This window comes from Flavobacterium sp. GL_143, assembly GCF_057834355.1.
In genome coordinates this window covers 1,746,728-1,765,429 of the sequence record NZ_CM174401.1, presented here as the reverse complement: position 1 = coordinate 1,765,429, position 18,702 = coordinate 1,746,728, and the positions used below count along the sequence as shown (strand labels likewise).

23 protein-coding genes are annotated in these 18,702 nt (G+C 30.6%); 20 read left to right on the top strand and 3 right to left on the bottom strand.

Translation table 11 applies throughout. The features are described from left to right. The first annotated feature begins 4 nt into the window (after positions 1-4). From AC3IPI_RS07670 to AC3IPI_RS07655, 4 genes are all read left to right on the top strand, one after another. The gene (locus AC3IPI_RS07670) at positions 5-691 is read left to right on the top strand and encodes a glycerophosphodiester phosphodiesterase (RefSeq protein WP_489158193.1); all 687 of its coding nucleotides are present in this window, start codon (positions 5-7) and stop codon (positions 689-691) included. A 72-nt stretch (positions 692-763) separates the two neighbouring features. Next, complete coding sequence (locus AC3IPI_RS07665; RefSeq protein WP_489158191.1) at positions 764-1,972, top strand: BaiN/RdsA family NAD(P)/FAD-dependent oxidoreductase; 1,209 nt, start codon at positions 764-766, stop codon at positions 1,970-1,972. A 130-nt stretch (positions 1,973-2,102) separates the two neighbouring features. Beyond that, positions 2,103-2,831, top strand: coding sequence for a hypothetical protein (locus AC3IPI_RS07660; RefSeq protein WP_489158190.1), 729 nt, complete (start codon positions 2,103-2,105; stop codon positions 2,829-2,831). Positions 2,832-2,986: 155 nt separating this feature from the next. Then, positions 2,987-3,739 (top strand): hypothetical protein, encoded by a 753-nt coding sequence (locus AC3IPI_RS07655; RefSeq protein WP_489158188.1) that lies wholly within the window; start codon positions 2,987-2,989, stop codon positions 3,737-3,739. Between the two features lie 13 nt (positions 3,740-3,752). Here AC3IPI_RS07655 and AC3IPI_RS07650 read toward each other — a convergent pair whose 3' ends face one another. Both AC3IPI_RS07650 and AC3IPI_RS07645 read right to left on the bottom strand, forming a co-directional pair. Further along, positions 3,753-4,643 carry a tetratricopeptide repeat protein gene (locus AC3IPI_RS07650; protein WP_489158186.1) on the bottom strand — a complete coding sequence of 297 codons (891 nt, stop codon included), beginning with the start codon at positions 4,641-4,643 and terminating at the stop codon, positions 3,753-3,755. 112 nt (positions 4,644-4,755) lie between these two features. Continuing rightward, entirely contained in the window at positions 4,756-5,232 is a 477-nt protein-coding gene (locus tag AC3IPI_RS07645) for a TspO/MBR family protein (protein ID WP_489158184.1), read from the bottom strand. A gap of 107 nt (positions 5,233-5,339) precedes the next feature. On the opposite strand from AC3IPI_RS07645, the gene AC3IPI_RS07640 reads away from it, so the two are divergent. The 7 genes from AC3IPI_RS07640 to AC3IPI_RS07610 all read left to right on the top strand — a co-directional run bounded on the left by AC3IPI_RS07640 (position 5,340) and on the right by AC3IPI_RS07610 (position 10,717). Further along, positions 5,340-6,425, top strand: a complete 1,086-nt coding sequence (locus tag AC3IPI_RS07640; protein WP_489158182.1) for a diphosphomevalonate decarboxylase — start codon at positions 5,340-5,342, stop codon at positions 6,423-6,425. Positions 6,426-6,454: 29 nt separating this feature from the next. Next, positions 6,455-6,673, top strand: coding sequence for a hypothetical protein (locus tag AC3IPI_RS07635; RefSeq protein WP_086895716.1), 219 nt, complete (start codon positions 6,455-6,457; stop codon positions 6,671-6,673). After that, positions 6,673-6,978, top strand: coding sequence for a type II toxin-antitoxin system RelE/ParE family toxin (locus AC3IPI_RS07630; RefSeq protein WP_323489949.1), 306 nt, complete (start codon positions 6,673-6,675; stop codon positions 6,976-6,978). The genes AC3IPI_RS07635 and AC3IPI_RS07630 overlap by 1 nt, the downstream gene beginning before the upstream one ends. Before the next feature lie 4 nt (positions 6,979-6,982). Beyond that, on the top strand, positions 6,983-7,921 hold the full coding sequence (locus AC3IPI_RS07625) for a mevalonate kinase family protein (protein ID WP_086895714.1): 939 nt from the start codon (positions 6,983-6,985) through the stop codon (positions 7,919-7,921). 140 nt (positions 7,922-8,061) lie between these two features. Further along, positions 8,062-8,652 (top strand): DUF502 domain-containing protein, encoded by a 591-nt coding sequence (locus AC3IPI_RS07620; RefSeq protein WP_489158179.1) that lies wholly within the window; start codon positions 8,062-8,064, stop codon positions 8,650-8,652. Positions 8,653-8,713: 61 nt separating this feature from the next. Then, the gene (locus AC3IPI_RS07615) at positions 8,714-9,670 is read left to right on the top strand and encodes a geranylgeranylglycerol-phosphate geranylgeranyltransferase (RefSeq protein WP_039112543.1); all 957 of its coding nucleotides are present in this window, start codon (positions 8,714-8,716) and stop codon (positions 9,668-9,670) included. A gap of 138 nt (positions 9,671-9,808) precedes the next feature. Beyond that, a complete protein-coding gene (locus AC3IPI_RS07610; RefSeq protein ID WP_039112544.1) occupies positions 9,809-10,717 on the top strand; it encodes a pseudouridine synthase in 909 nt (302 codons plus the stop codon). A gap of 87 nt (positions 10,718-10,804) precedes the next feature. On the opposite strand, the gene AC3IPI_RS07605 is transcribed toward AC3IPI_RS07610, so the two are convergent. Beyond that, on the bottom strand, positions 10,805-11,404 hold the full coding sequence (locus AC3IPI_RS07605; RefSeq protein WP_039112545.1) for a DUF937 domain-containing protein: 600 nt from the start codon (positions 11,402-11,404) through the stop codon (positions 10,805-10,807). Positions 11,405-12,027: 623 nt separating this feature from the next. Between AC3IPI_RS07605 and AC3IPI_RS07600 the strand changes: the two genes are divergently transcribed. The 9 genes from AC3IPI_RS07600 to AC3IPI_RS07560 all read left to right on the top strand — a co-directional run bounded on the left by AC3IPI_RS07600 (position 12,028) and on the right by AC3IPI_RS07560 (position 18,691). Next, positions 12,028-12,603 carry a TerD family protein gene (locus AC3IPI_RS07600; protein WP_039112546.1) on the top strand — a complete coding sequence of 192 codons (576 nt, stop codon included), beginning with the start codon at positions 12,028-12,030 and terminating at the stop codon, positions 12,601-12,603. A 132-nt stretch (positions 12,604-12,735) separates the two neighbouring features. Next, positions 12,736-13,401 carry an HAD family hydrolase gene (locus AC3IPI_RS07595; RefSeq protein WP_489158175.1) on the top strand — a complete coding sequence of 222 codons (666 nt, stop codon included), beginning with the start codon at positions 12,736-12,738 and terminating at the stop codon, positions 13,399-13,401. Positions 13,402-13,403: 2 nt separating this feature from the next. Next, positions 13,404-14,210, top strand: a complete 807-nt coding sequence (locus AC3IPI_RS07590) for a phosphoribosyltransferase family protein (protein WP_039112548.1) — start codon at positions 13,404-13,406, stop codon at positions 14,208-14,210. A gap of 3 nt (positions 14,211-14,213) precedes the next feature. Beyond that, positions 14,214-14,768: a TerD family protein gene (locus tag AC3IPI_RS07585; RefSeq protein ID WP_039112549.1), complete on the top strand. Its 555-nt coding sequence runs from the start codon at positions 14,214-14,216 to the stop codon at positions 14,766-14,768. A gap of 4 nt (positions 14,769-14,772) precedes the next feature. Then, on the top strand, positions 14,773-15,381 hold the full coding sequence (locus AC3IPI_RS07580; protein ID WP_039112550.1) for a TerD family protein: 609 nt from the start codon (positions 14,773-14,775) through the stop codon (positions 15,379-15,381). Positions 15,382-15,387: 6 nt separating this feature from the next. Then, positions 15,388-16,476 carry a toxic anion resistance protein gene (locus tag AC3IPI_RS07575; RefSeq protein WP_039112551.1) on the top strand — a complete coding sequence of 363 codons (1,089 nt, stop codon included), beginning with the start codon at positions 15,388-15,390 and terminating at the stop codon, positions 16,474-16,476. A 22-nt stretch (positions 16,477-16,498) separates the two neighbouring features. Further along, complete coding sequence (locus AC3IPI_RS07570) at positions 16,499-17,464, top strand: hypothetical protein (protein WP_489158172.1); 966 nt, start codon at positions 16,499-16,501, stop codon at positions 17,462-17,464. A 9-nt stretch (positions 17,465-17,473) separates the two neighbouring features. Further along, the gene (locus tag AC3IPI_RS07565; protein WP_039112553.1) at positions 17,474-18,025 is read left to right on the top strand and encodes a TerD family protein; all 552 of its coding nucleotides are present in this window, start codon (positions 17,474-17,476) and stop codon (positions 18,023-18,025) included. A gap of 6 nt (positions 18,026-18,031) precedes the next feature. Further along, complete coding sequence (locus AC3IPI_RS07560) at positions 18,032-18,691, top strand: TerD family protein (RefSeq protein WP_039112554.1); 660 nt, start codon at positions 18,032-18,034, stop codon at positions 18,689-18,691. Positions 18,692-18,702 lie beyond the last annotated feature (11 nt).

The window sequence follows — 18,702 nt, the reverse complement described above, 5'->3', positions numbered from 1 at the left end:
CACTATGAGTGAAATTCTTAAAATAGCACATCGTGGAGCAAGAGGTTACGAACCCGAAAACACCTTAAAGGCCTTTCAAAAAGCATTAGACTTACATGCTGACGGAATAGAACTAGACGTTCACCTGAGCGCCGATAGTCATATTATCGTAATTCATGATGAAACGATTGATAGAACTACCAACGGAAAAGGTTTTGTAAATAACTTATCTTTGCCGGAATTAAAAGCGTTTCGCACAGAAAAGGAGCAGCAAATTCCAACATTACCAGAGGTTTTTGATTTAGTAAACCAACAATGTTTTATTAATATAGAATTAAAAGGTCAAGGAACTGCCAATGCTGTAGCTGCATTAATCGAATTATACGTTTCGGAAAAAAACTGGAATTACAATTCTATTATTGTTTCAAGTTTCGAATGGGATTTTTTACAAGAAATAATTTTACTAAATCCGAAAATACCCGTTGGCGTTTTAACCGAAACTGATATTGACTCGGCTATTACTTTTGCAGAAGCAATAAAAGCAAAAGCAATTAATCCCGATTTTAATTTGCTAAGCAAGGAGAATACAACACAAATGCAAGAAAAAGGTTTTCAGGTTTTCCCTTGGACAGTTAATGAGGCAGCAGACATTACTAGAATAAAAACATATAACATAAACGGAATCATTAGTGATTTTCCAGATAGAATATAAAAACCAACTTCCAATTAATCTTTGTCAAAGTTCAAAACTTTGACAAAGATACTTAGAGGTTAAAACAAAAATATGACTCAAAATTTTGATATAATAATAGTAGGTGGCGGTGCAGCAGGATTTTTTACAGCAATTAATATTGTAGAGAAAAACTCAAAATTAAAAGTCGCTATTTTAGAACGTGGTTCCGAAGTACTAACGAAAGTTCGCGTTTCTGGTGGTGGTCGTTGTAATGTAACTCATGCTTGTTTTGAGCCAAATGAATTGGTTAAGTTTTATCCGCGTGGCGAAAAAGAACTACGAGGACCATTCCATCAGTTTTGTTCCGGAGATACCATCGAATGGTTTGAGAAACATGGTGTAGAACTAAAGATTGAAGATGATGGGAGAATGTTCCCTGTTTCTAATTCTTCACAAACTATCATTGATTGCTTTTTAAAAGCTACAGCAAAATTAGGAATTACAGTTCTTACAGGTCAAAGCGTACAATCTATCTTTAAGAAAGAGAATTTCTGGAAAGTCGAAACGCAAAACCAGAATTATATAGCCGAAAAATTGATTTTAGCTACAGGAAGCAATCCTAAAATATGGGAAATGTTACAAACTTTTGGTCATGCCATAGTAAGCCCTGTCCCTTCCCTATTTACCTTTAATATAAAAGACCCAAGAATAAAAGAATTACCTGGTGTTGCAGCTCAAGTAACTGTAAAAGTAAAAGATACCAAACTAGAATCAACAGGTCCATTATTAATTACCCATTGGGGAATGAGTGGTCCTGCAATATTAAAGCTTTCGGCATGGGGTGCACGCATTTTGTATGATAAAAATTATCAGTTTACGATTTTTGTAAATTGGTTAAATGATGTTGACACCGAAGATGCCGAAAAAATTCTAAAAGATTTAAAACAGGAACACGCCAAAAAAGCCGTTTCCAAAAAATCCCCTTTCGATTTCCCGAATCGATTATGGGAAAGTTTAGTTTTGGCTTCTAATATAGAAATAGAAACCAAATGGGCAGATTTATCTAAAATTCAACTTCAGAATTTAGCTAATCAGTTAACAAATGGAACTTTCCAGGTAAACGGAAAAAGTACTTTTAAAGAAGAATTTGTAACCGCTGGCGGAATTGATTTAAAAGAAATCAACTTTAAAACGATGGAAAGCAAACTCCATGAAAACTTATATTTCGCTGGAGAAATTGTAAACATCGATGCAATTACTGGCGGTTTTAATTTCCAGAATGCATGGACGAGTGGTTTTATTGTAGCAAATCGTATTTAGTTTTCAGTATTCAGTCGCAGTTTTCAATTCTGAGCACTGCGACTAAAAACCGAATTAACAAGACTTTAGACATTCTATAAGTTTTAGTTAAGACAATTCTAATAATTTTACTTCAACCAATTAACCATATATGAAAGTAAAATTACTTACAACAATTTCCCTACTTACCTATCAACTTAGCATTTCTCAAACAGAAAAATTACTTCACGGAAAAGTTTTTTCCAACAACAATCCTCTTAAAGAAGTAGAAGTTATTAATAAAACAGCGAAAACCAGCACCAGAACAAATGCTTTGGGAGAGTTTTCCATTCCGGTAAAAGTAAAAGATAGTCTGTTATTTTTCTCTAAAGATTACTTTTTCACAAGACTAAAAATAACTCAGGCCAATATTGATAAAAATAATATTATTGTCAATATGGCTATCAAAGCCGAAGAATTAGATGAAGTAGTCGTAACTACTATGAAATTTAATCCTGTAAAAATTTCTCAAAAAGATCTAGACAACGTAAAACTCTATAAAGAAGCTGGATCTTTACAAAAATATACTGGCGTTTACGACGGAACTATTCCAAATGGTATGGACTTCACCCGAATGGGAACAGGCCTTTTTAATTTATTTAAAAAAGATAAAGAAGAACTCAAAAAGAAAACTTCAGAAACTGATTTCAAAAAACTTATAGCAAAATCAATACCTTCAGATTTTTTTACCAAAAATTTAAAATTAAAACCCGAGGAAAAAGACCTTTTTATTGAATTTTGCGATGCTGATCCAAGGTCTAAGACCCTTTTAGAAAACAATAATGTATTAGCTACAATGGATTTTTTGTATGCAAAAAACGAAATGTTTAAGAAACTGTAAAAAAAGTTTTAAGTATTCAGTAACAGTCTCAGTTTCTTGATTGAGACTGAATATCGCAACTGTAAACTAAAAACTGAATTAACAAGACTTTAGAAATTCCATAAGTTTTATTTAAGATAACTCTAATAATTTTACTTACAACTTAATACTTATAGATGAAAGCAAAATTACTTACTACAATTTCTTTATTTACCTACCAACTTGGTGTTTCACAAACAGAAAAACTCTTAAAAGGAAAAGTTACATCAGAAACTACCCTCTTAAAAAATGTAGAAGTAATCAATAAAACGTCTAAAACTAGTACTACTACAAATGAACAGGGAGAATTCTTGATTTTAGTAAATGTAAAAGACAGTTTAATATTTTTCTCCAATGATTATCTTTTTAAAAGACTAAAAATAACTCAGGAAAATATTGAAATGAATAATCTTACTGTAAAGATGCTTCCAAAACCAGAAGAATTAAAAGAAGTGCTCATTTTATCTAAAAACCCAAAATCGATATTCATAACCAAAGAAGAAATCAAAGAAATTAAATTAAACAAATCCAGAGCCAAACTAGGGATGAAAATTGATGGTTACAAAGATGGAACAGCTCCGATTGATCTCGGAACTGATTTTGTTCGACTTGGTAAACAAATCTATAACATATTTAAAAAAGAAAAAGAAAGAAAAATCGAAACACCAGAAATAGATTTTATTCAACTTGTAAAGACAACATTGAATCCAGATTTTTTCACAAAGGATTTAAAATTAAAACCCGAAGAAAAAGAATTGTTTCTAACTTTTTGTGATGCTGACCCAACATCTAAGAACCTTTTAGAACACAATAACATATTAACCACAATGGATTTTTTGTATGCAAAGAATGAAAGCTTTAAAAAAATGAAAGCTGAATCTAAAAACTAAATATAATCAAACTCTAGTTAGTGAGATTCTTTAAATTTTTCCATTTAAAATAAAAAATCACAAGACCAATCAACAAGCTTACAGAGACTATTGACAAAACAATTACAATTGTATTCATTTGATTCATTTCATCAATATCAACAACTTGTTTGCTCTTTTTTACTTTTTCAATTACTCCATACATTTTTTGATTCAGCTCTTCTAACTTTTTAATTTGGCTTTGATGACAATAAACCAATCTACTATTTATTAGTTCATCCTGAAACCCATATTCTTTGGAAAGATTATAAATTCTTATGGCATTTTCATTTTCTCCGATTATCTTAACCGCATTCCCAAGCTCAAAAAGTAAAACAGAAATAACTTTGTCTTTTGGTTTTATAAAACTAATCCGCTCATTAACCTGAAAATAAATTGACTGAGCCAATTCCTCCAATTCCTTTTTAGACAAATCAGTTTTTGGACTTGCTTCTTCTCCAAAACTCTCATCTATCAAAAACTGTCCTGTAACATTTTCAATATGCTTAACTTTAGCTTCTAATATCTTTAAATGTAACCATTCAGATCCTTTATGGGATTCTGGATTAATCTGTATAGATTTTTTAATCCATTGATATGCCTTTTCATTTTCCCCTATTAACTCATAAAGTGTCCCTAAATTAGATGCAGTCGAATATCTGTTAGGTTTTATTTTTTCAATCCCTAAATATAATTTTAAAGCCTCTTGATATTTCCCTAAAACGATTAAAAGATATCCTTTATCTGACAAATAATCTATATCATTCGTTTTTTTATATAATTTATCCAGATCTATTATCAACTCAGGAAAGTCTTTAGGGAAAAGGTTATGGCCATGCGGAACAAGTCCTCTATAATCGACATACACTACAGCACCATTTTTCAAATACTTAGTATCCCCGTTCAAACAAGCAAAAGTCTTAAACGAAATTAGAGATAACGCGATAACAAAAATCTTGAATATATTCATAAAATAAAACGTATCAATTAAACTAAAACTATTTATTCAACCACCAAATACTAGCATTCAGAACCGTGGCGTAACTTACCCAAAGCAAGTAAGGAGCTAATAAATAACCAGCGATTTTATTGATTTTTATAAATTTTAAAAGTGTTTCATAAATCATCAGCCAAAGAACAAAAACTTCAAGAAGCGCTAATAACGGATTCATTAATCCGAAGAACAAATACGACCACAAAGCATTTAGAGCCAATTGAATTGCAAAGAAAATCAATGCATTTTTAACTGCTTCTTTTTCATATTCTATTCGATCCCAAACCAATCCAGCTGCAACACCCATCAAAAGATAAAGCAAACTCCAAGCTGGTGCAAAAACCCAATTAGGCGGATTAAAGCTTGGCTTGATTAAAGTCGGATACCAAGTATCAACACTAGTTCTGGTAACAATTCCCGAAAAATATCCAATAGCAAGACAAGTAACAACAACAGCTAAAATTCGAGTGATTTTATTCATTTTATATTCTTTTTTTGAGTTAATAAAGGTAAACATTTTTATAGGCTATCAAAAAGTGCAAAAGGTATAATTCAAAAAAAGTATCTTTGCGTAAATTTTATATTTTTATGTTTACAGCAAACGATTTTATTCCAAAAAAATATACTTCGACTATAGATCAAGGCAATTTTGAATGGAGCGCTCCAAGTAACATTGCTTTGGTTAAATATTGGGGAAAAAAAGACAATCAAATTCCGGCAAATCCTTCAGTAAGTTTTACTTTAAACAATTGTAAAACAATTACTAAACTAGCTTTCGCTAAAAAAGACATTTCAACTGATAATTTCTCATTCGATTTACTTTTTGAGGGAAAACCAAAAGAAGATTTCAAACCGAAAATACAGAAATTTTTGGAACGCGTTTTCGTTTATCTCCCTTTCCTAAAAGAGTATCATTTTACAATTGACACTCAAAATACTTTTCCACATAGTTCAGGAATAGCCTCATCGGCATCTGGAATGGCAGCTTTGGCAATGAATTTTATGAGTTTAGAAAAAACTTTAAACCCAGAAATGACCGATGATTATTTCTTTCAGAAAGCTTCTTTCTTAGCCCGTTTAGGTTCAGGGAGTGCTTGCCGAAGTGTAAAAGGAAGCGTAGTTGTTTGGGGAAATCAAGCAAATATAAAAGGAAGTTCTGATTTATTTGGAGTAGAATTTCCAAATACAATTCATGAAAACTTTAAAAATTACCAAGACACTATTTTATTAGTTGATAAAGGCGAAAAACAAGTTTCGAGTACTGTAGGTCATGATTTAATGCACAATCACCCTTATGCCGAAAGACGTTTTGCACAAGCGCATGAAAACTTAGATAAACTAATTTCTATTTTTGAAAGTGGAGATTTGGACGAATTCATTAAAGTCGTTGAGAGCGAAGCATTGACATTACATGCTATGATGATGACATCAATGCCGTATTTTATCTTAATGAAACCAAATACACTTCAGATTATTAATGCTATTTGGAAATTTAGAACAGAAACAAAAATCCCTGTTTGTTTTACACTAGATGCAGGAGCAAATGTTCATGTTTTGTACCCCGAAAACGTTAGAGAAGAAATCTTACAATTTATTCAGGACGATTTAGTTGTATTTTGTCAGAATGGTCAGTACCTTTGCGACGAAATTGGATTGGGTTCAATTGCATTATAATTTTCGTATCTTTAATTAAAATTTAGATCATGGACATTCAATTAGAAAAACGTGAAGTGATAGATATTCTGGAAGGTACAGATGACCTTTCAATCATTTTGGCGGTCAAAAAATTGTTAACCAAAAAGAAAAAAGATTGGTGGGATGATTTAACTGATGAACAAAAAGAAGAAATTAAAGAAGGGGAAAGACAAATTGAACGAGGTGAATTTGTTTTGTATGAAGATATGATGAAAAAGCATCGTTAATGAAAAGAACAATAATCTTTTCAAAAAATGCAGAAAAAAGTTTATTTGAATTATTTGAGTACTTAGAAATTAAATGGTCAAAAAAAGTAAAAAATAAATTTATATCAAATCTAGACAAAGTAATTTATCTAATACAAATAGAACCTGAAATTTTTCCTAAATCGGAACTAAATAAAAACTATCACAAATGTGTCTTGTCTAAACAAACAACGATATATTATAAATTCAACACAAAAAGAGTCGAAATAATTACATTTTTCGACACACGACAAGACCCAAACAGAATTAAGAAAGACATTAAATAAATATATGAAAGGACCATTATTTTACTCGAAAATATTACTTTTTGGAGAATACGGAATTATTCGTGACTCTAAAGGTTTGTCTATTCCTTATAATTTTTACAATGGCGCACTGAAGAGAACCGAAAATCCTTCGGCAGAAGCCATTTCTTCAAATGCAAGTTTAAGCAGATTTACATCATACCTTGAAACATTACAAGCAGAACAACCAGAATTGGTTACTTTTGATTTGGTTACTTTAAAGAATGATGTTGAAACAGGAATGTATTTTGACTCAAGTATCCCACAAGGATACGGAGTTGGAAGCAGCGGTGCACTTGTAGCTGCCATTTATGATAAATATGCTCAAAATAAAATCACGGTTCTAGAAAATTTAACTCGTGAGAAATTATTACAATTAAAAACTATTTTTTCTCAAATGGAAAGTTTTTTCCACGGAAAAAGTTCTGGTTTAGATCCATTAAATAGTTACTTAAGTATCCCGATTTTAATAAACTCTAAAGATAATATTGAGGCAACTGGAATTCCTAATCAAAGTTTTGACGGAAAAGGTGCTGTATTTTTATTAGACTCAGGAATTGTTGGTGAAACTGCTCCAATGGTAAATATTTTTATGGAAAACCTAAAAGACAAAGGTTTCCGTACCATGCTAAAAAACCAGTTTGTAAAATATACTGATGCTTGTGTAGAGAATTTTTTACATGGAGATATGAAGTCTTTATTTAGTAATACCAAAAAATTATCAAAAGTAGTTTTGAATAATTTCAAACCTATGATTCCAGAACAGTTTCATGGTATTTGGCAAAATGGTATTGACACAAATGATTATTACCTAAAATTATGTGGTTCTGGCGGTGGAGGTTATATTCTTGGTTTTACTCAAGATTTAGAACGCGCTAAGCAATCATTAAAAGACTACAAACTAGAAGTAGTTTACCAATTTTAAATACAGAATACAAATTCTAAGATTTTAGAATATTAAATAGTTACAATTTTTAGAGTCGATATATTCGACTCTAAAAATTCAATGCCACTAACGTGCCTTTTTTTCCTAAAAAATTATCACAATCTAGCAAGTTATTTAATATGAAAAGTATTTTAAGCATCCTCAAGTCAACTTTTGTAGGCGGAATTCTTTTTCTGATTCCATTAGCCATAATCCTGGTCCTTTTTGAAAAAGGCTATCACATTTTACAAAAGATTACCATTCCGTTAGTTAGTAATTTACCCAAAGTAAGAGTATTAGGAATGGCGCTAGAAGAATTAATAGGCCTACTAATTATTATATTAATTTGTTTTTTGGCAGGATTATTAGCTCGAACCAAACAAGCAAAAATCTTAATTATTAAATTAGAAACTAGCATTTTAAGTCTTGTCCCTGGATATTCGTTTATGAAGAACATGAATGAAAACATCATAGGGCTTGAAAATTCTAAAGACTTAAAAGTTGTTTTGGCTCGTGTAGATGATGGATGGCAATTTGCTTTTTTAATAGAACAAATCGACGAAGAACATTGCACGGTTTTTATCCCGAATGCCCCAAGTCCGTGGAGTGGTTCTATCTATTTTATGGAAAAAGAAAGAATAAAAGAAACCACAATATCGCAAAAAGAGGCTCTGGTATGCATAAGAAAATTGGGATATGGCTCTTCAAAATTATTAAAAGATGTACTTTAGTAATTTTAAAACCAATATATAATCTGTATCCTACAAAGAACACTAACCTCTAACAAAAGAAATGTTAAGCCGACAGAATAAAATCTTAGCGATGAAAATAATAAGTTTGTTCTCTGTAATAAGAGGCTACAACATTCCTATTATCGTTTTAGCACAATACTTATCGGCAATATTTATTTTGGCTCCCGAAAAAAGAGCGCTAGACATACTACTTGACTTCAATTTATTTTTAATTGTTTTTGCTTCGGCAATTACTATTGCAGCAGGCTATATTATCAATAATTTTTATGACAGTCAGAAAGATTTAATAAATCGTCCCAACAAATCAATGTTGGATCGATTAGTAAGTCAGAAAACAAAACTGAGCGTATATTTCACACTAAACTTCATTGGCTCATTAATGGCGCTGATTGTGTCCTGGAGGGCATTTTTATTCTTTTCGGCATATATATTTTTAATCTGGTTTTATTCTCATAAGATAAAAAAGTATCCATTAATCGGTAACTTAACGGCTGCCTTACTTGCAGTTTTACCATTCTTTGCCATATTAGTATATTTTTACAATCAAATTTCTTTTGATGATTTAGAAAACCAAAGAGGCCATTTTGCAGTAATTTCTGCTCATGCTGTTTTTCTATTCTTATTATTGCTTATTCGTGAGATGATAAAAGACTTAGAAAATCTAAAAGGAGACTTGGTTAATAATTACAAAACCATCCCAATTCTTTATGGCGAGAGAACTTCAAAAAAGATAATTACCTTTTTAACTTTTCTTACTATTGTTCCCGTTTACATTCTAATCGAAATATATGATGTAGGTTATATGGACATTTATTTCTACATCTGCTTTATTGTTTTAATATTTTTCTTACTTTACCTTTGGAAATCAAATTCTAAGACACAATTTTTACTTCTGCACAATGTTTTAAAATTTCTTATCGTTTCGGGAGTGTTTTGTATTGTACTTATTAATCCAAGTGTTTTGTGGCATGGAAAAACTTTACTTTTAAAAATATAATTGATTTAAAATTTTCAGCTTTTTTAGATTATTTTCAATTAAAAGGCTGGTAATAGTATTAAAAGCTAGTAATCTAACAACAATCAAGTTACTGCTATTAACCAATAATAAACTATCTTTGCACAAATTACAGGATTTATGAATAATAAGGAAGGCAATAATAAAGGAAAAGGACCAAGAGCAAATAGCTCAAGACCTAACTCAAATAAGCCAAAACCTGCCATGCAAAAGCGTGCACAAGGGCCAAAAAAAGCGAAACCGATTACTAAAGTAGAGGAAGAAGCTGCTGCAAAAGCTGCCAAAAAACCGAATCAAGCACCTAAAAGACAAAAGGCTGCTGATGAGATTCGTTTAAACAAATATATTGCTAATTCTGGGGCATGTTCTCGTCGTGATGCAGATATCTACATCCAATCTGGGAATGTAAAAGTAAACGGAGTACCTGTTACAGAAATGGGATACTTAGTAAAACCAGGAGATACAGTAAATTTTGACGGAGCAACTTTAACTCCAGAAAAGAAAGAATACATCTTATTAAACAAACCAAAAAACTTTACGACTGCTTTTGACGAAGGTCAGGAATACCGTAACGTATTAGAATTGGTTCGTGGTTCGACTAATGCAAAGATTGCTGCAGTTGGTAGAATGGATAAAAACACTACAGGTTTATTATTGTTTACAAATGATACTGATATGCTTCGTAAATTTACTTTACCAAGCCAGAAATCATCTAAAATATACCAGGTTTCATTAGATAAAAACTTGAAATTTGAAGATTTAGAAAAAATAAACAAAGGACTTGTTCTTGATGGACACCGTGTTTTTGTTGAAGACATTAGCTATATCGACAATGAGCCAAAAAGTGAAATTGGGTTAAAGTTACGTTCATCAAATGTAAAAGTAGTTCGTGCTATCTTCGAACACTTTGAATATGATGTTTTACGTATCGACCGTGTATCTTTTGCTGGTTTAACCAAAAAGAATTTACCAAGAGGTAACTGGCGTTTTTTAACAGAACAAGAAGTTATCAATTTGAAGAACGTATAAATCTTCAAATTATACATAAACGAGAGAATCCTATTTTACAAAATGTAAAATGGGATTTTTTTTTAACTTAAAAACTAAAGACGGTTCTTAAGAATTACTATTTGAAAAAATGTGATTGAAAATTGAGTTTGAAAATCTGGTTTTCCTTTTTTCTTCGACAACTTCGTAAGATGAAAAACCTAAGATAATTTTGATTCCGAGAGGAATACTATTTAAAACACCTCTTTTTTGCTCTTCTAGCAATAATTGGAGGTCTTCTTGCACTTGCTTTTTATAGCTAAAATAAGAAAGAACTAATAGTGCTGAAAAATTTAATACTTCGCGAGCAGTTTCGCTTTTAATACCTACTTCATTAGAGACCATTTCGGTAATTCGCCCCTTTTTGTTATCAAAAATTCGTTTTAATAACTTATTGCCTTCGTCTTTATAACATTCATCGACTGATAATAGTCTTCCGGATTCAAAATCTATTTCTTTATAAAAGTCTGTATTCCCAACAATCTCTACCAACTCATTATACAAACTGACTTCGTGTATTTTATTATAAACTCCTATTAAGATAGTTCCGATAGAAGCATCAATAGCTTTAATTAATAAGGCGTCATTTTCAAAATAAAATTTATTCAGTTTTGAAACAACATTTGAAGAAATAAAACGTCTAAGTTCAATTTGTAAATTTGGATTCATTAATCTGGATTTTTAATTAAAAATAATTTATATCAATTATAAATAATCGACAAAGTGTGGCATTTTATCGTTTATGTGATAAATGTATGTAAAATAATAACATATCCAAAAAAAACGTTAAAAATTTTTCTTCTCAATTTCTCATTAATTCCATCCCTTTTCTTAAAACCCAATAAAACCGCTAATACTCTAAATATCAATACAAACTAAAACTCGAAAAAAAGTTAAGAAATTACATAATAATATATTCAATTCCCAGTTGATTTTATGCTTTTTGATAAAACTCATACACTATCAATAAATCATTCACCTGGTTGATAATACCCACATAAAAAAAACATTTCGACAACAAATCCTTCACGAATTTTCCAAAAGGAACAACAAAAGAATTAAATTTTAAGATTAATAAAATTGGTACTAATTACATTAAGCAAGCCATAGAAACTGCTTAATTTTGCTATCATAAATTATAATACAAATAAACCTACAAAATAGTGTTAATGTGTAAAAAAGTTATGAAAACAACAGAAATAAAAACCTGTTTTTAGCATATTTAAATAGTTTTATGCAAAATTAAATTTTAATTTTAACCCTTTAAAATAGGTTTCACTTTATACCACACTATGGCAATTAACTTACAGAAAGGGCAAAAAATAAATATTGGCTTATTAAATATAACAATTGGTTTAGGTTGGGATCCAAATGAAGGCACAGGAAGCAATTTTGATCTAGACGCTTCAGCAATTATGATTAATTCTGAAAGAAAACTTTTAGATGAAGATTATTTTGTATTCTACAACAATCTCAAATCTCCCGACGGATCTCTAGAACATTCAGGAGATGATCCCGACGGAAAAAGTAGTGATGGAGATGATGATGAAGCTATAAAAATTGACTTGACAAAAGTCGACCCAAGGGTAAAAGAAATTTTATTTGTGGTTACAATTGAGGATTACGAGAGAAGAAAACAAAACTTTGGTCAAGTTAGAAACTCATACATAAGAATCGTTGACAATTCGACTCGTGAAGAAATTGCAAAATATGAGTTAGACGAAGACTTTTCGATAGAAACAGGAATAGAATTTGGAAGGCTTTATAAAAGAAATGAACAATGGAGATTTGAAGCTTCGGGAATAGGTTACAGAGCCGATTTAGGTTACTTTTTAGAAAAATATTATTCTGGCGAAATCATCAAATAATTTCTAATACCTAGTCAAGATCCATTCGTTTCATTAATAATTACAGAAAACAAACTCTTTTACTATTCAAAGAAACTCCATTGAAGTTGTTTGAAACATTAAAATAAATTTGTTTTAATTAAAATCACAAGCTTGAAAATAAATTACAAAAATCACAGTCACCTTTCTTTTGATTTATGGCTAACCCTAATAAAATCAAATCCCGAATTTAAAAGCAAAAGAAATTTATTATTCAAAGATTTTTTCGATGTAGATGCTACAATCGAGAAGGTTAATGATGTTGTGCGCTATTATGATGTTTTATGCAATAATATAAACGAAAGAACTGGGTTAAATATTGACACTTACGAAATATATTACCTAATTCTTAGTGCGCTAAATGTCAATATAAATGATATCGACACCACTAAATTAGAATTATTTTATAACGAGACAGAGTTGTTATTTTTAAAATACAAACCTGAACTTCTTTATGCTAATATCCCGCAACTGTTTAAAGAGATTACTCAACAAGATAAGACTATTAACTTATTAAGTAATACAGCATTCATTAAAGGAAACACATTAAGAAAGATACTTTCTCATTATGAATTAGAATCTTACTTTAAATTTCAGATTTACTCGGATGAAGTGGGGCTTTCAAAACCTAATAACGAAATTTTTCAATTGGTATTTAACCAAGCAAATGAAATTAAACCCATAACAAAAAAAGAAATACTGCATATAGGAGACAATATTATCGCTGATTACAACGGAGCTATTAATTTTGGATTTGATGCACATCTATTAAAATTATAAAAGTGAATAGAAACTATAGTTTACATAAAATTCTTGAGAAAGATAATTGTCCGTTTCAGGAAAAAGAATACAGTCGATTTAAGTTTGGAGATAAATTTTATGCAGAGAAATTTGCAAAAGAATTATTTGATGGCTTTGTAGATCAATATCATGATTTAATTTTATCAAATCAGGAAATTGTCATTCTGCCAAGTCCATTTTTATCGATTCCTACTGCTTCTAACTTTTTATGTTATTATTTTAAGAAACAACTGAACAGTTTCCTATTTAAAAACAACAAGAAAGCATCTATTGAATCTAAAATATTCAGAAATCAAACCTACGTTACCGATTATGGAAACCTAGATTTTGAAGAAAGAGTAAAATTAATATCGAATGATACTTATTATATCGACAGAAACTTTATTGATGGAAAACTTTGTATTTTCGTAGATGACATTAAGATAACTGGAAGTCATGAACATACGGTAAATAAAATACTAAATCAATATAATGTAAATGGAGATTTTATATTTGTGTATTTTGCTGAATTAATAAACAAAGAGATACATCCAAACATAGAGAACCATTATAATTATTACTCGGTTAAGAATGTCGAGGATATAGCGAATATTATAAACAGTGATCATTTTCAGTACAACACTCGTATAGTGAAGTTTATATTAAGTCTCAGCGAAGATGAGTTTGCCTATTTAGTAAATAATATATCTACTGAAAAAAGCAACGATTTATTTCATCTTGCGATAAGTAATAATTATCATCAGATTATAGAATACAAGAACAATATTAACGTAATAAAAATAGATTAAACTATGGCTATCAATTTACAAAAAGGGCAAAGAGAAAACATAAATGCCCCAAAATTCACAATTGGTTTAGGATGGGATACAAACAACAGTTCAACAGGATCTGGATTTGATCTTGATGCTTCTGTGTTTATATTGGGTGAAAACAAAAAAATAATTTCTGACTCACATTTTATCTTTTATAACAATTTAAAATCACCAGACGAAGCTGTAATACATACAGGAGATAACTTAACTGGAGATGGAGATGGAGATGATGAGCAAATAAAAATAGACTTAACTAAAATTGATGCTTCAGTAAAAGAAGTTTGCATTGTAGTTACGATTCACGATGCTATAACAAGAAAACAAAATTTTGGACAAGTTCGTAATTCTTTCATCCGAATTGTAGATGATAGCAATAATACCGAAATGCTGAAATACGAATTAGAAGAAGATTTCTCTATAGAAACAGCTGTTGAATTTGGAAGAATATACAATAAAGACGGACAATGGAAATTTGAAGCTATTGGCGCAGGAATGAAAGGCGGATTAGAAGATTACTTAAATAAATATAACTAAGATTATGGCAATTAATTTAGAAAAAGGACAACGTATCAATCTTGAAAAAAGTAACGGTACAAAATTACAAAACATTTGTGTAGGAGTAAATTGGGGTGCAATCGAAAAAAAGGGACTTTTTGGAACAAAGAAAGAACCTGTTGATCTAGATGCAAGTTGCGCAGTTTACGATGACAAAAAAAATCATATTGACTCTGTTAATTTCAGAAAATTACAATCAAACGACCAAGCTATCAAACATAGTGGTGATGATTTAACTGGAGACATTAATGGTGATGACGGATTAGATAATGAAGTTATTACTCTGGATTTTTCTAGATTATCTCCTTCTGCAAATCACGTTGCTTTTTTTATCAATAGTTTTAGAGGTCAGGATTTTAAAGATATTCCTTTTGCATCTATTCGTATCTACGAAGGAACACCAACAAAAGTTAGCCAGGAATTTGCTCGTTACGACGTTGCAAACGATTCTTCTTTTGCTGGTAATGTATCGATGGTTCTTGGTGTTTTTTACAAAAGAAACGATGAGTGGAAATTTAGTGCAATTGGTGCTCCAACAAAAGACAAAAAACTAGAAGAAACAATTCTTACTATTCAACAAAATCATTTATAAAATAAGATGATAGATAATCAATTAGTTACACAGGAAAATCTTGCGTTAATTGACAAAGATGGAAATGTAAACTTGGCTACAATTACCGAAGCTGAAGTAAATAGTTACAAATCGATTTCAAATCAGTTAAATGAAAACGACGCCAATTCTATCTTGAATTATGGTGCCGAAATTCAAAACTCTATCGCCAAACAAAGTGATACTTTCTTAACCAACGTTAGAACATATAACTCTGGTGAAGTAGGAACTTTGATAAACGATTTATTGACAGAATTAAATTATGTAGATATTGATCAATTAGATCAGGGTCCGTTTAAAAGATTTCTTTCAAAAATTCCAGTTCTTAATAAATTAGTTACTGATGTAAAAAAATTATTTCAGCAATACGATAAAATTACTGTAAACATTGACAAAATCAGTAATAAAGTAAAAGCTGGAATGATCAATTCGGTAAAAGACAATAGTGCACTTCAAACTATGTTTGATGGTAATGTTGGACTTATCAAAGAGATGGAAAAACACGTTATTGCAGGACAAATTCGTTTTAAAGAACTAAACGAAGAACTTGCAGTAATGGAAGCTAATACTGCACAATATCAAGATTATCAGATTTCTGACAAAAGAAATTTCATCAATCGTCTGGATAAGCGTTTAGCCGACATGAAAATTGTTCGTTTTATAATGTTGCAATCTCTTGCGCAAATACGTGTGGTTCAAAACAACAACACCTCTATTGCCGAAAAAGCGCAATCTATCTTAACGACAACAATGCCAGTTTGGAAAAACCAGCTTACATTAGCCGTTGCTTTACAAAGACAAAAACAGAATATCGAGATTCAGCGTAAAGTATCTGAGACAACAAATACCATTTTACAAAAGAATGCCGAAATGCTAAAACAAAACAGCATAGAAGTTGCCAGAGAAAATGAAAATACAATTGTTTCTTTAGAGACATTGAAAATGACAACAAAATCTTTAATAGACACGTTGACAGAAGTAAAACAAATTCACGACCAAGGTACAGAAACCAGAAGACAACTTGACGCTGGTTTACAAAGTCTTGAAACTGAATTAAAAAAAGGTGTTATAAGCTAATTGAAAATAAGAAATCAATTAAATGCAAGAGGAAGAGGAACGGTTCGTTCAAATAATAAAAGATAGTAACAGAAGACTTGTGATTTTAGAATTGTTAACCAATTTCTTTAATCACAAGGACCTTGTTAATACCTTGATCAAAACAAAAATAATCCACTCTCTTTTTCAAAACAACCGAACATTAGACATTAATAAATTAGAATTATTTCACATTCAGTTTACAAATAGTCTTATTGATTTGTTTCAAAAAATCAAGAAATCAAAAGAGCAACAGTATCTTTTAATGACTGATGAAATATATATTAATGATGACATTGTTTCTAAATTAAAAGTCGAAATCGGAGAAGCCAAATTTGCTAAGCAAACACAAGTGCATGCTCAAAATATGTCTAAAAAAATTGAACAGCTCTATCAATTATTTGCAACAGAAAAAGAAGATTTTTTTAACTGGAATGAGATTACGATTTTTTCAGATAGTGTTCAATCCGAATATTATCGAGAAATAAATACCGAACAATACGAGCAACTCACACAAGCCAGCAATAGTTTGTACGAAAACTCGTTTGTTAAGTTCGAAAGAAAACTTTTAGGAAGATTAAACATTCTTAAATTTAAAATTAAATTCATGTGCGGTCTCGTTTACAATAATGAAGTTGTCGAAGCTTATGAATTTAGAGATTCTAACGACAAATTTATTTTTATTGCAAAAGACAAATCGTTCTATTTTCTAGACCACGAAAGAGCAAAAGGAATTGATTTCTCAAAAAACAGCTCATCAAAAGAGCAAATCGTAATGGAGTTAACAGCTAAAAATGCTGATTTAAAATTAGAGCTTAGTACAATAAAAACAATACTACCAGATACAGTTCAAGAAGTATTAAAAGAGTATCTGGACAAAATTTCATCTGTAGATTTTCTTGATGAGTTACAAAATGTAGATGAACAGACCAATATTTTAAAAACAATGTTAAATATTAATATTAATTAAGAACATAGAATGGCAATTAATTTAGAAAAAGGACAAAGACAAAGCATCGACGCTCCAAAGTTTACAGTAGGATTAGGATGGGATAGTAATTCTAGCAGCACTGGAGAAAGTTTTGACTTAGATGCATCAATATTTTTAATTGGAGCAAATGGAAAAATTCCAAGCGACAATCATTTTGTTTATTACAATAACCTTAAATCACCAGATCAGGCAGTAATTCATACTGGAGACAATTTAACTGGTGCTGGCGACGGAGACGATGAAAAAATACAAGTAGATTTATCTAAAATAGCTCCTGAGGTTAACGAAATCTCATTTGTAGTTACGATACATCACGCAGATACAAGAAGACAAAATTTTGGACAAATACGTAATTCGTTTATCAGAATTTTAGATCAATCGAATGTAGAATTAGTAAAATACGAATTAGACGAAGATTTCTCTATAGAAACTGCCGTAGAATTTGGAAGAATTTACAAAAGAAACGAAGAGTGGAAATTTGAAGCCGTAGGAATCGGGATGAAAGGTGGTCTTCAGGATTATATAAACAAATACAATTAAAAGCACATGGCAATTAATTTAACCAAAGGACAAAAAATTGATTTAAGAAAATCAAGCGGAGAATCATTAACCAGCTTTTGTGTTGGTGTAAACTGGGGAGCGATAGAAACCAAAGGATTCTTAGGTTTATCAAAAAACGTAACAGATGTAGACCTTGATTTAAGCTGCATATTAATAGATGATCAAAACAAACTTTATGATCATTTATATTCTCCATTATACCGTCTTGAGGCTTTACAGCAATTTGGTTTATCCAAAGGTAAATTATTAAGCAACGATGGAGCATTAAAACATACTGGCGATGATCTTGCGGGTGATAAAGGTGGCGATGATGGTTTGGATAATGAAATCATAACCGTAGATTTGTCGAAAATTGACGCAAAAGTTACTCAGATATTTTTCTTTTTGAATAATGCCGGAAAAGAAGACTTCTCGCAAATACCATATGCCAAAATAAGAATGTATGAGGGAACACCAACAAAAGTAATTTCGGAATTTGCATCCTATAACGTTTCTGCAGATAGACAATACATAAACAAACGTTCTATCATCATGGGAAAATTATACAAACGCGATAACGAATGGAGATTTAGCGCCATTGGAGACCCAACCGAAGATAGTTTCTTAGGACAAACAGCCCAAAGAATACTTCAATCATATTTATAAATAAAGAAACA

What these genes read in the sequence shown, in the direction of transcription:
- AC3IPI_RS07570 (WP_489158172.1), top strand. Translation starts at nt 16,499, where the DNA reads ATGCAAGAGGAAGAGGAACGGTTCGTTCAAATAATAAAAGATAGTAAC.
- AC3IPI_RS07605 (WP_039112545.1), bottom strand. Translation starts at nt 11,404, where the DNA reads ATGAATCCAAATTTACAAATTGAACTTAGACGTTTTATTTCTTCAAAT.
- AC3IPI_RS07585 (WP_039112549.1), top strand. Translation starts at nt 14,214, where the DNA reads ATGGCTATCAATTTACAAAAAGGGCAAAGAGAAAACATAAATGCCCCA.
- AC3IPI_RS07655 (WP_489158188.1), top strand. Translation starts at nt 2,987, where the DNA reads ATGAAAGCAAAATTACTTACTACAATTTCTTTATTTACCTACCAACTT.
- AC3IPI_RS07630 (WP_323489949.1), top strand. Translation starts at nt 6,673, where the DNA reads ATGAAAAGAACAATAATCTTTTCAAAAAATGCAGAAAAAAGTTTATTT.
- AC3IPI_RS07565 (WP_039112553.1), top strand. Translation starts at nt 17,474, where the DNA reads ATGGCAATTAATTTAGAAAAAGGACAAAGACAAAGCATCGACGCTCCA.
- AC3IPI_RS07665 (WP_489158191.1), top strand. Translation starts at nt 764, where the DNA reads ATGACTCAAAATTTTGATATAATAATAGTAGGTGGCGGTGCAGCAGGA.
- AC3IPI_RS07615 (WP_039112543.1), top strand. Translation starts at nt 8,714, where the DNA reads ATGTTAAGCCGACAGAATAAAATCTTAGCGATGAAAATAATAAGTTTG.
- AC3IPI_RS07620 (WP_489158179.1), top strand. Translation starts at nt 8,062, where the DNA reads ATGAAAAGTATTTTAAGCATCCTCAAGTCAACTTTTGTAGGCGGAATT.
- AC3IPI_RS07635 (WP_086895716.1), top strand. Translation starts at nt 6,455, where the DNA reads ATGGACATTCAATTAGAAAAACGTGAAGTGATAGATATTCTGGAAGGT.
- AC3IPI_RS07575 (WP_039112551.1), top strand. Translation starts at nt 15,388, where the DNA reads ATGATAGATAATCAATTAGTTACACAGGAAAATCTTGCGTTAATTGAC.
- AC3IPI_RS07600 (WP_039112546.1), top strand. Translation starts at nt 12,028, where the DNA reads ATGGCAATTAACTTACAGAAAGGGCAAAAAATAAATATTGGCTTATTA.
- AC3IPI_RS07670 (WP_489158193.1), top strand. Translation starts at nt 5, where the DNA reads ATGAGTGAAATTCTTAAAATAGCACATCGTGGAGCAAGAGGTTACGAA.
- AC3IPI_RS07645 (WP_489158184.1), bottom strand. Translation starts at nt 5,232, where the DNA reads ATGAATAAAATCACTCGAATTTTAGCTGTTGTTGTTACTTGTCTTGCT.
- AC3IPI_RS07610 (WP_039112544.1), top strand. Translation starts at nt 9,809, where the DNA reads ATGAATAATAAGGAAGGCAATAATAAAGGAAAAGGACCAAGAGCAAAT.
- AC3IPI_RS07560 (WP_039112554.1), top strand. Translation starts at nt 18,032, where the DNA reads ATGGCAATTAATTTAACCAAAGGACAAAAAATTGATTTAAGAAAATCA.
- AC3IPI_RS07640 (WP_489158182.1), top strand. Translation starts at nt 5,340, where the DNA reads ATGTTTACAGCAAACGATTTTATTCCAAAAAAATATACTTCGACTATA.
- AC3IPI_RS07580 (WP_039112550.1), top strand. Translation starts at nt 14,773, where the DNA reads ATGGCAATTAATTTAGAAAAAGGACAACGTATCAATCTTGAAAAAAGT.
- AC3IPI_RS07625 (WP_086895714.1), top strand. Translation starts at nt 6,983, where the DNA reads ATGAAAGGACCATTATTTTACTCGAAAATATTACTTTTTGGAGAATAC.
- AC3IPI_RS07660 (WP_489158190.1), top strand. Translation starts at nt 2,103, where the DNA reads ATGAAAGTAAAATTACTTACAACAATTTCCCTACTTACCTATCAACTT.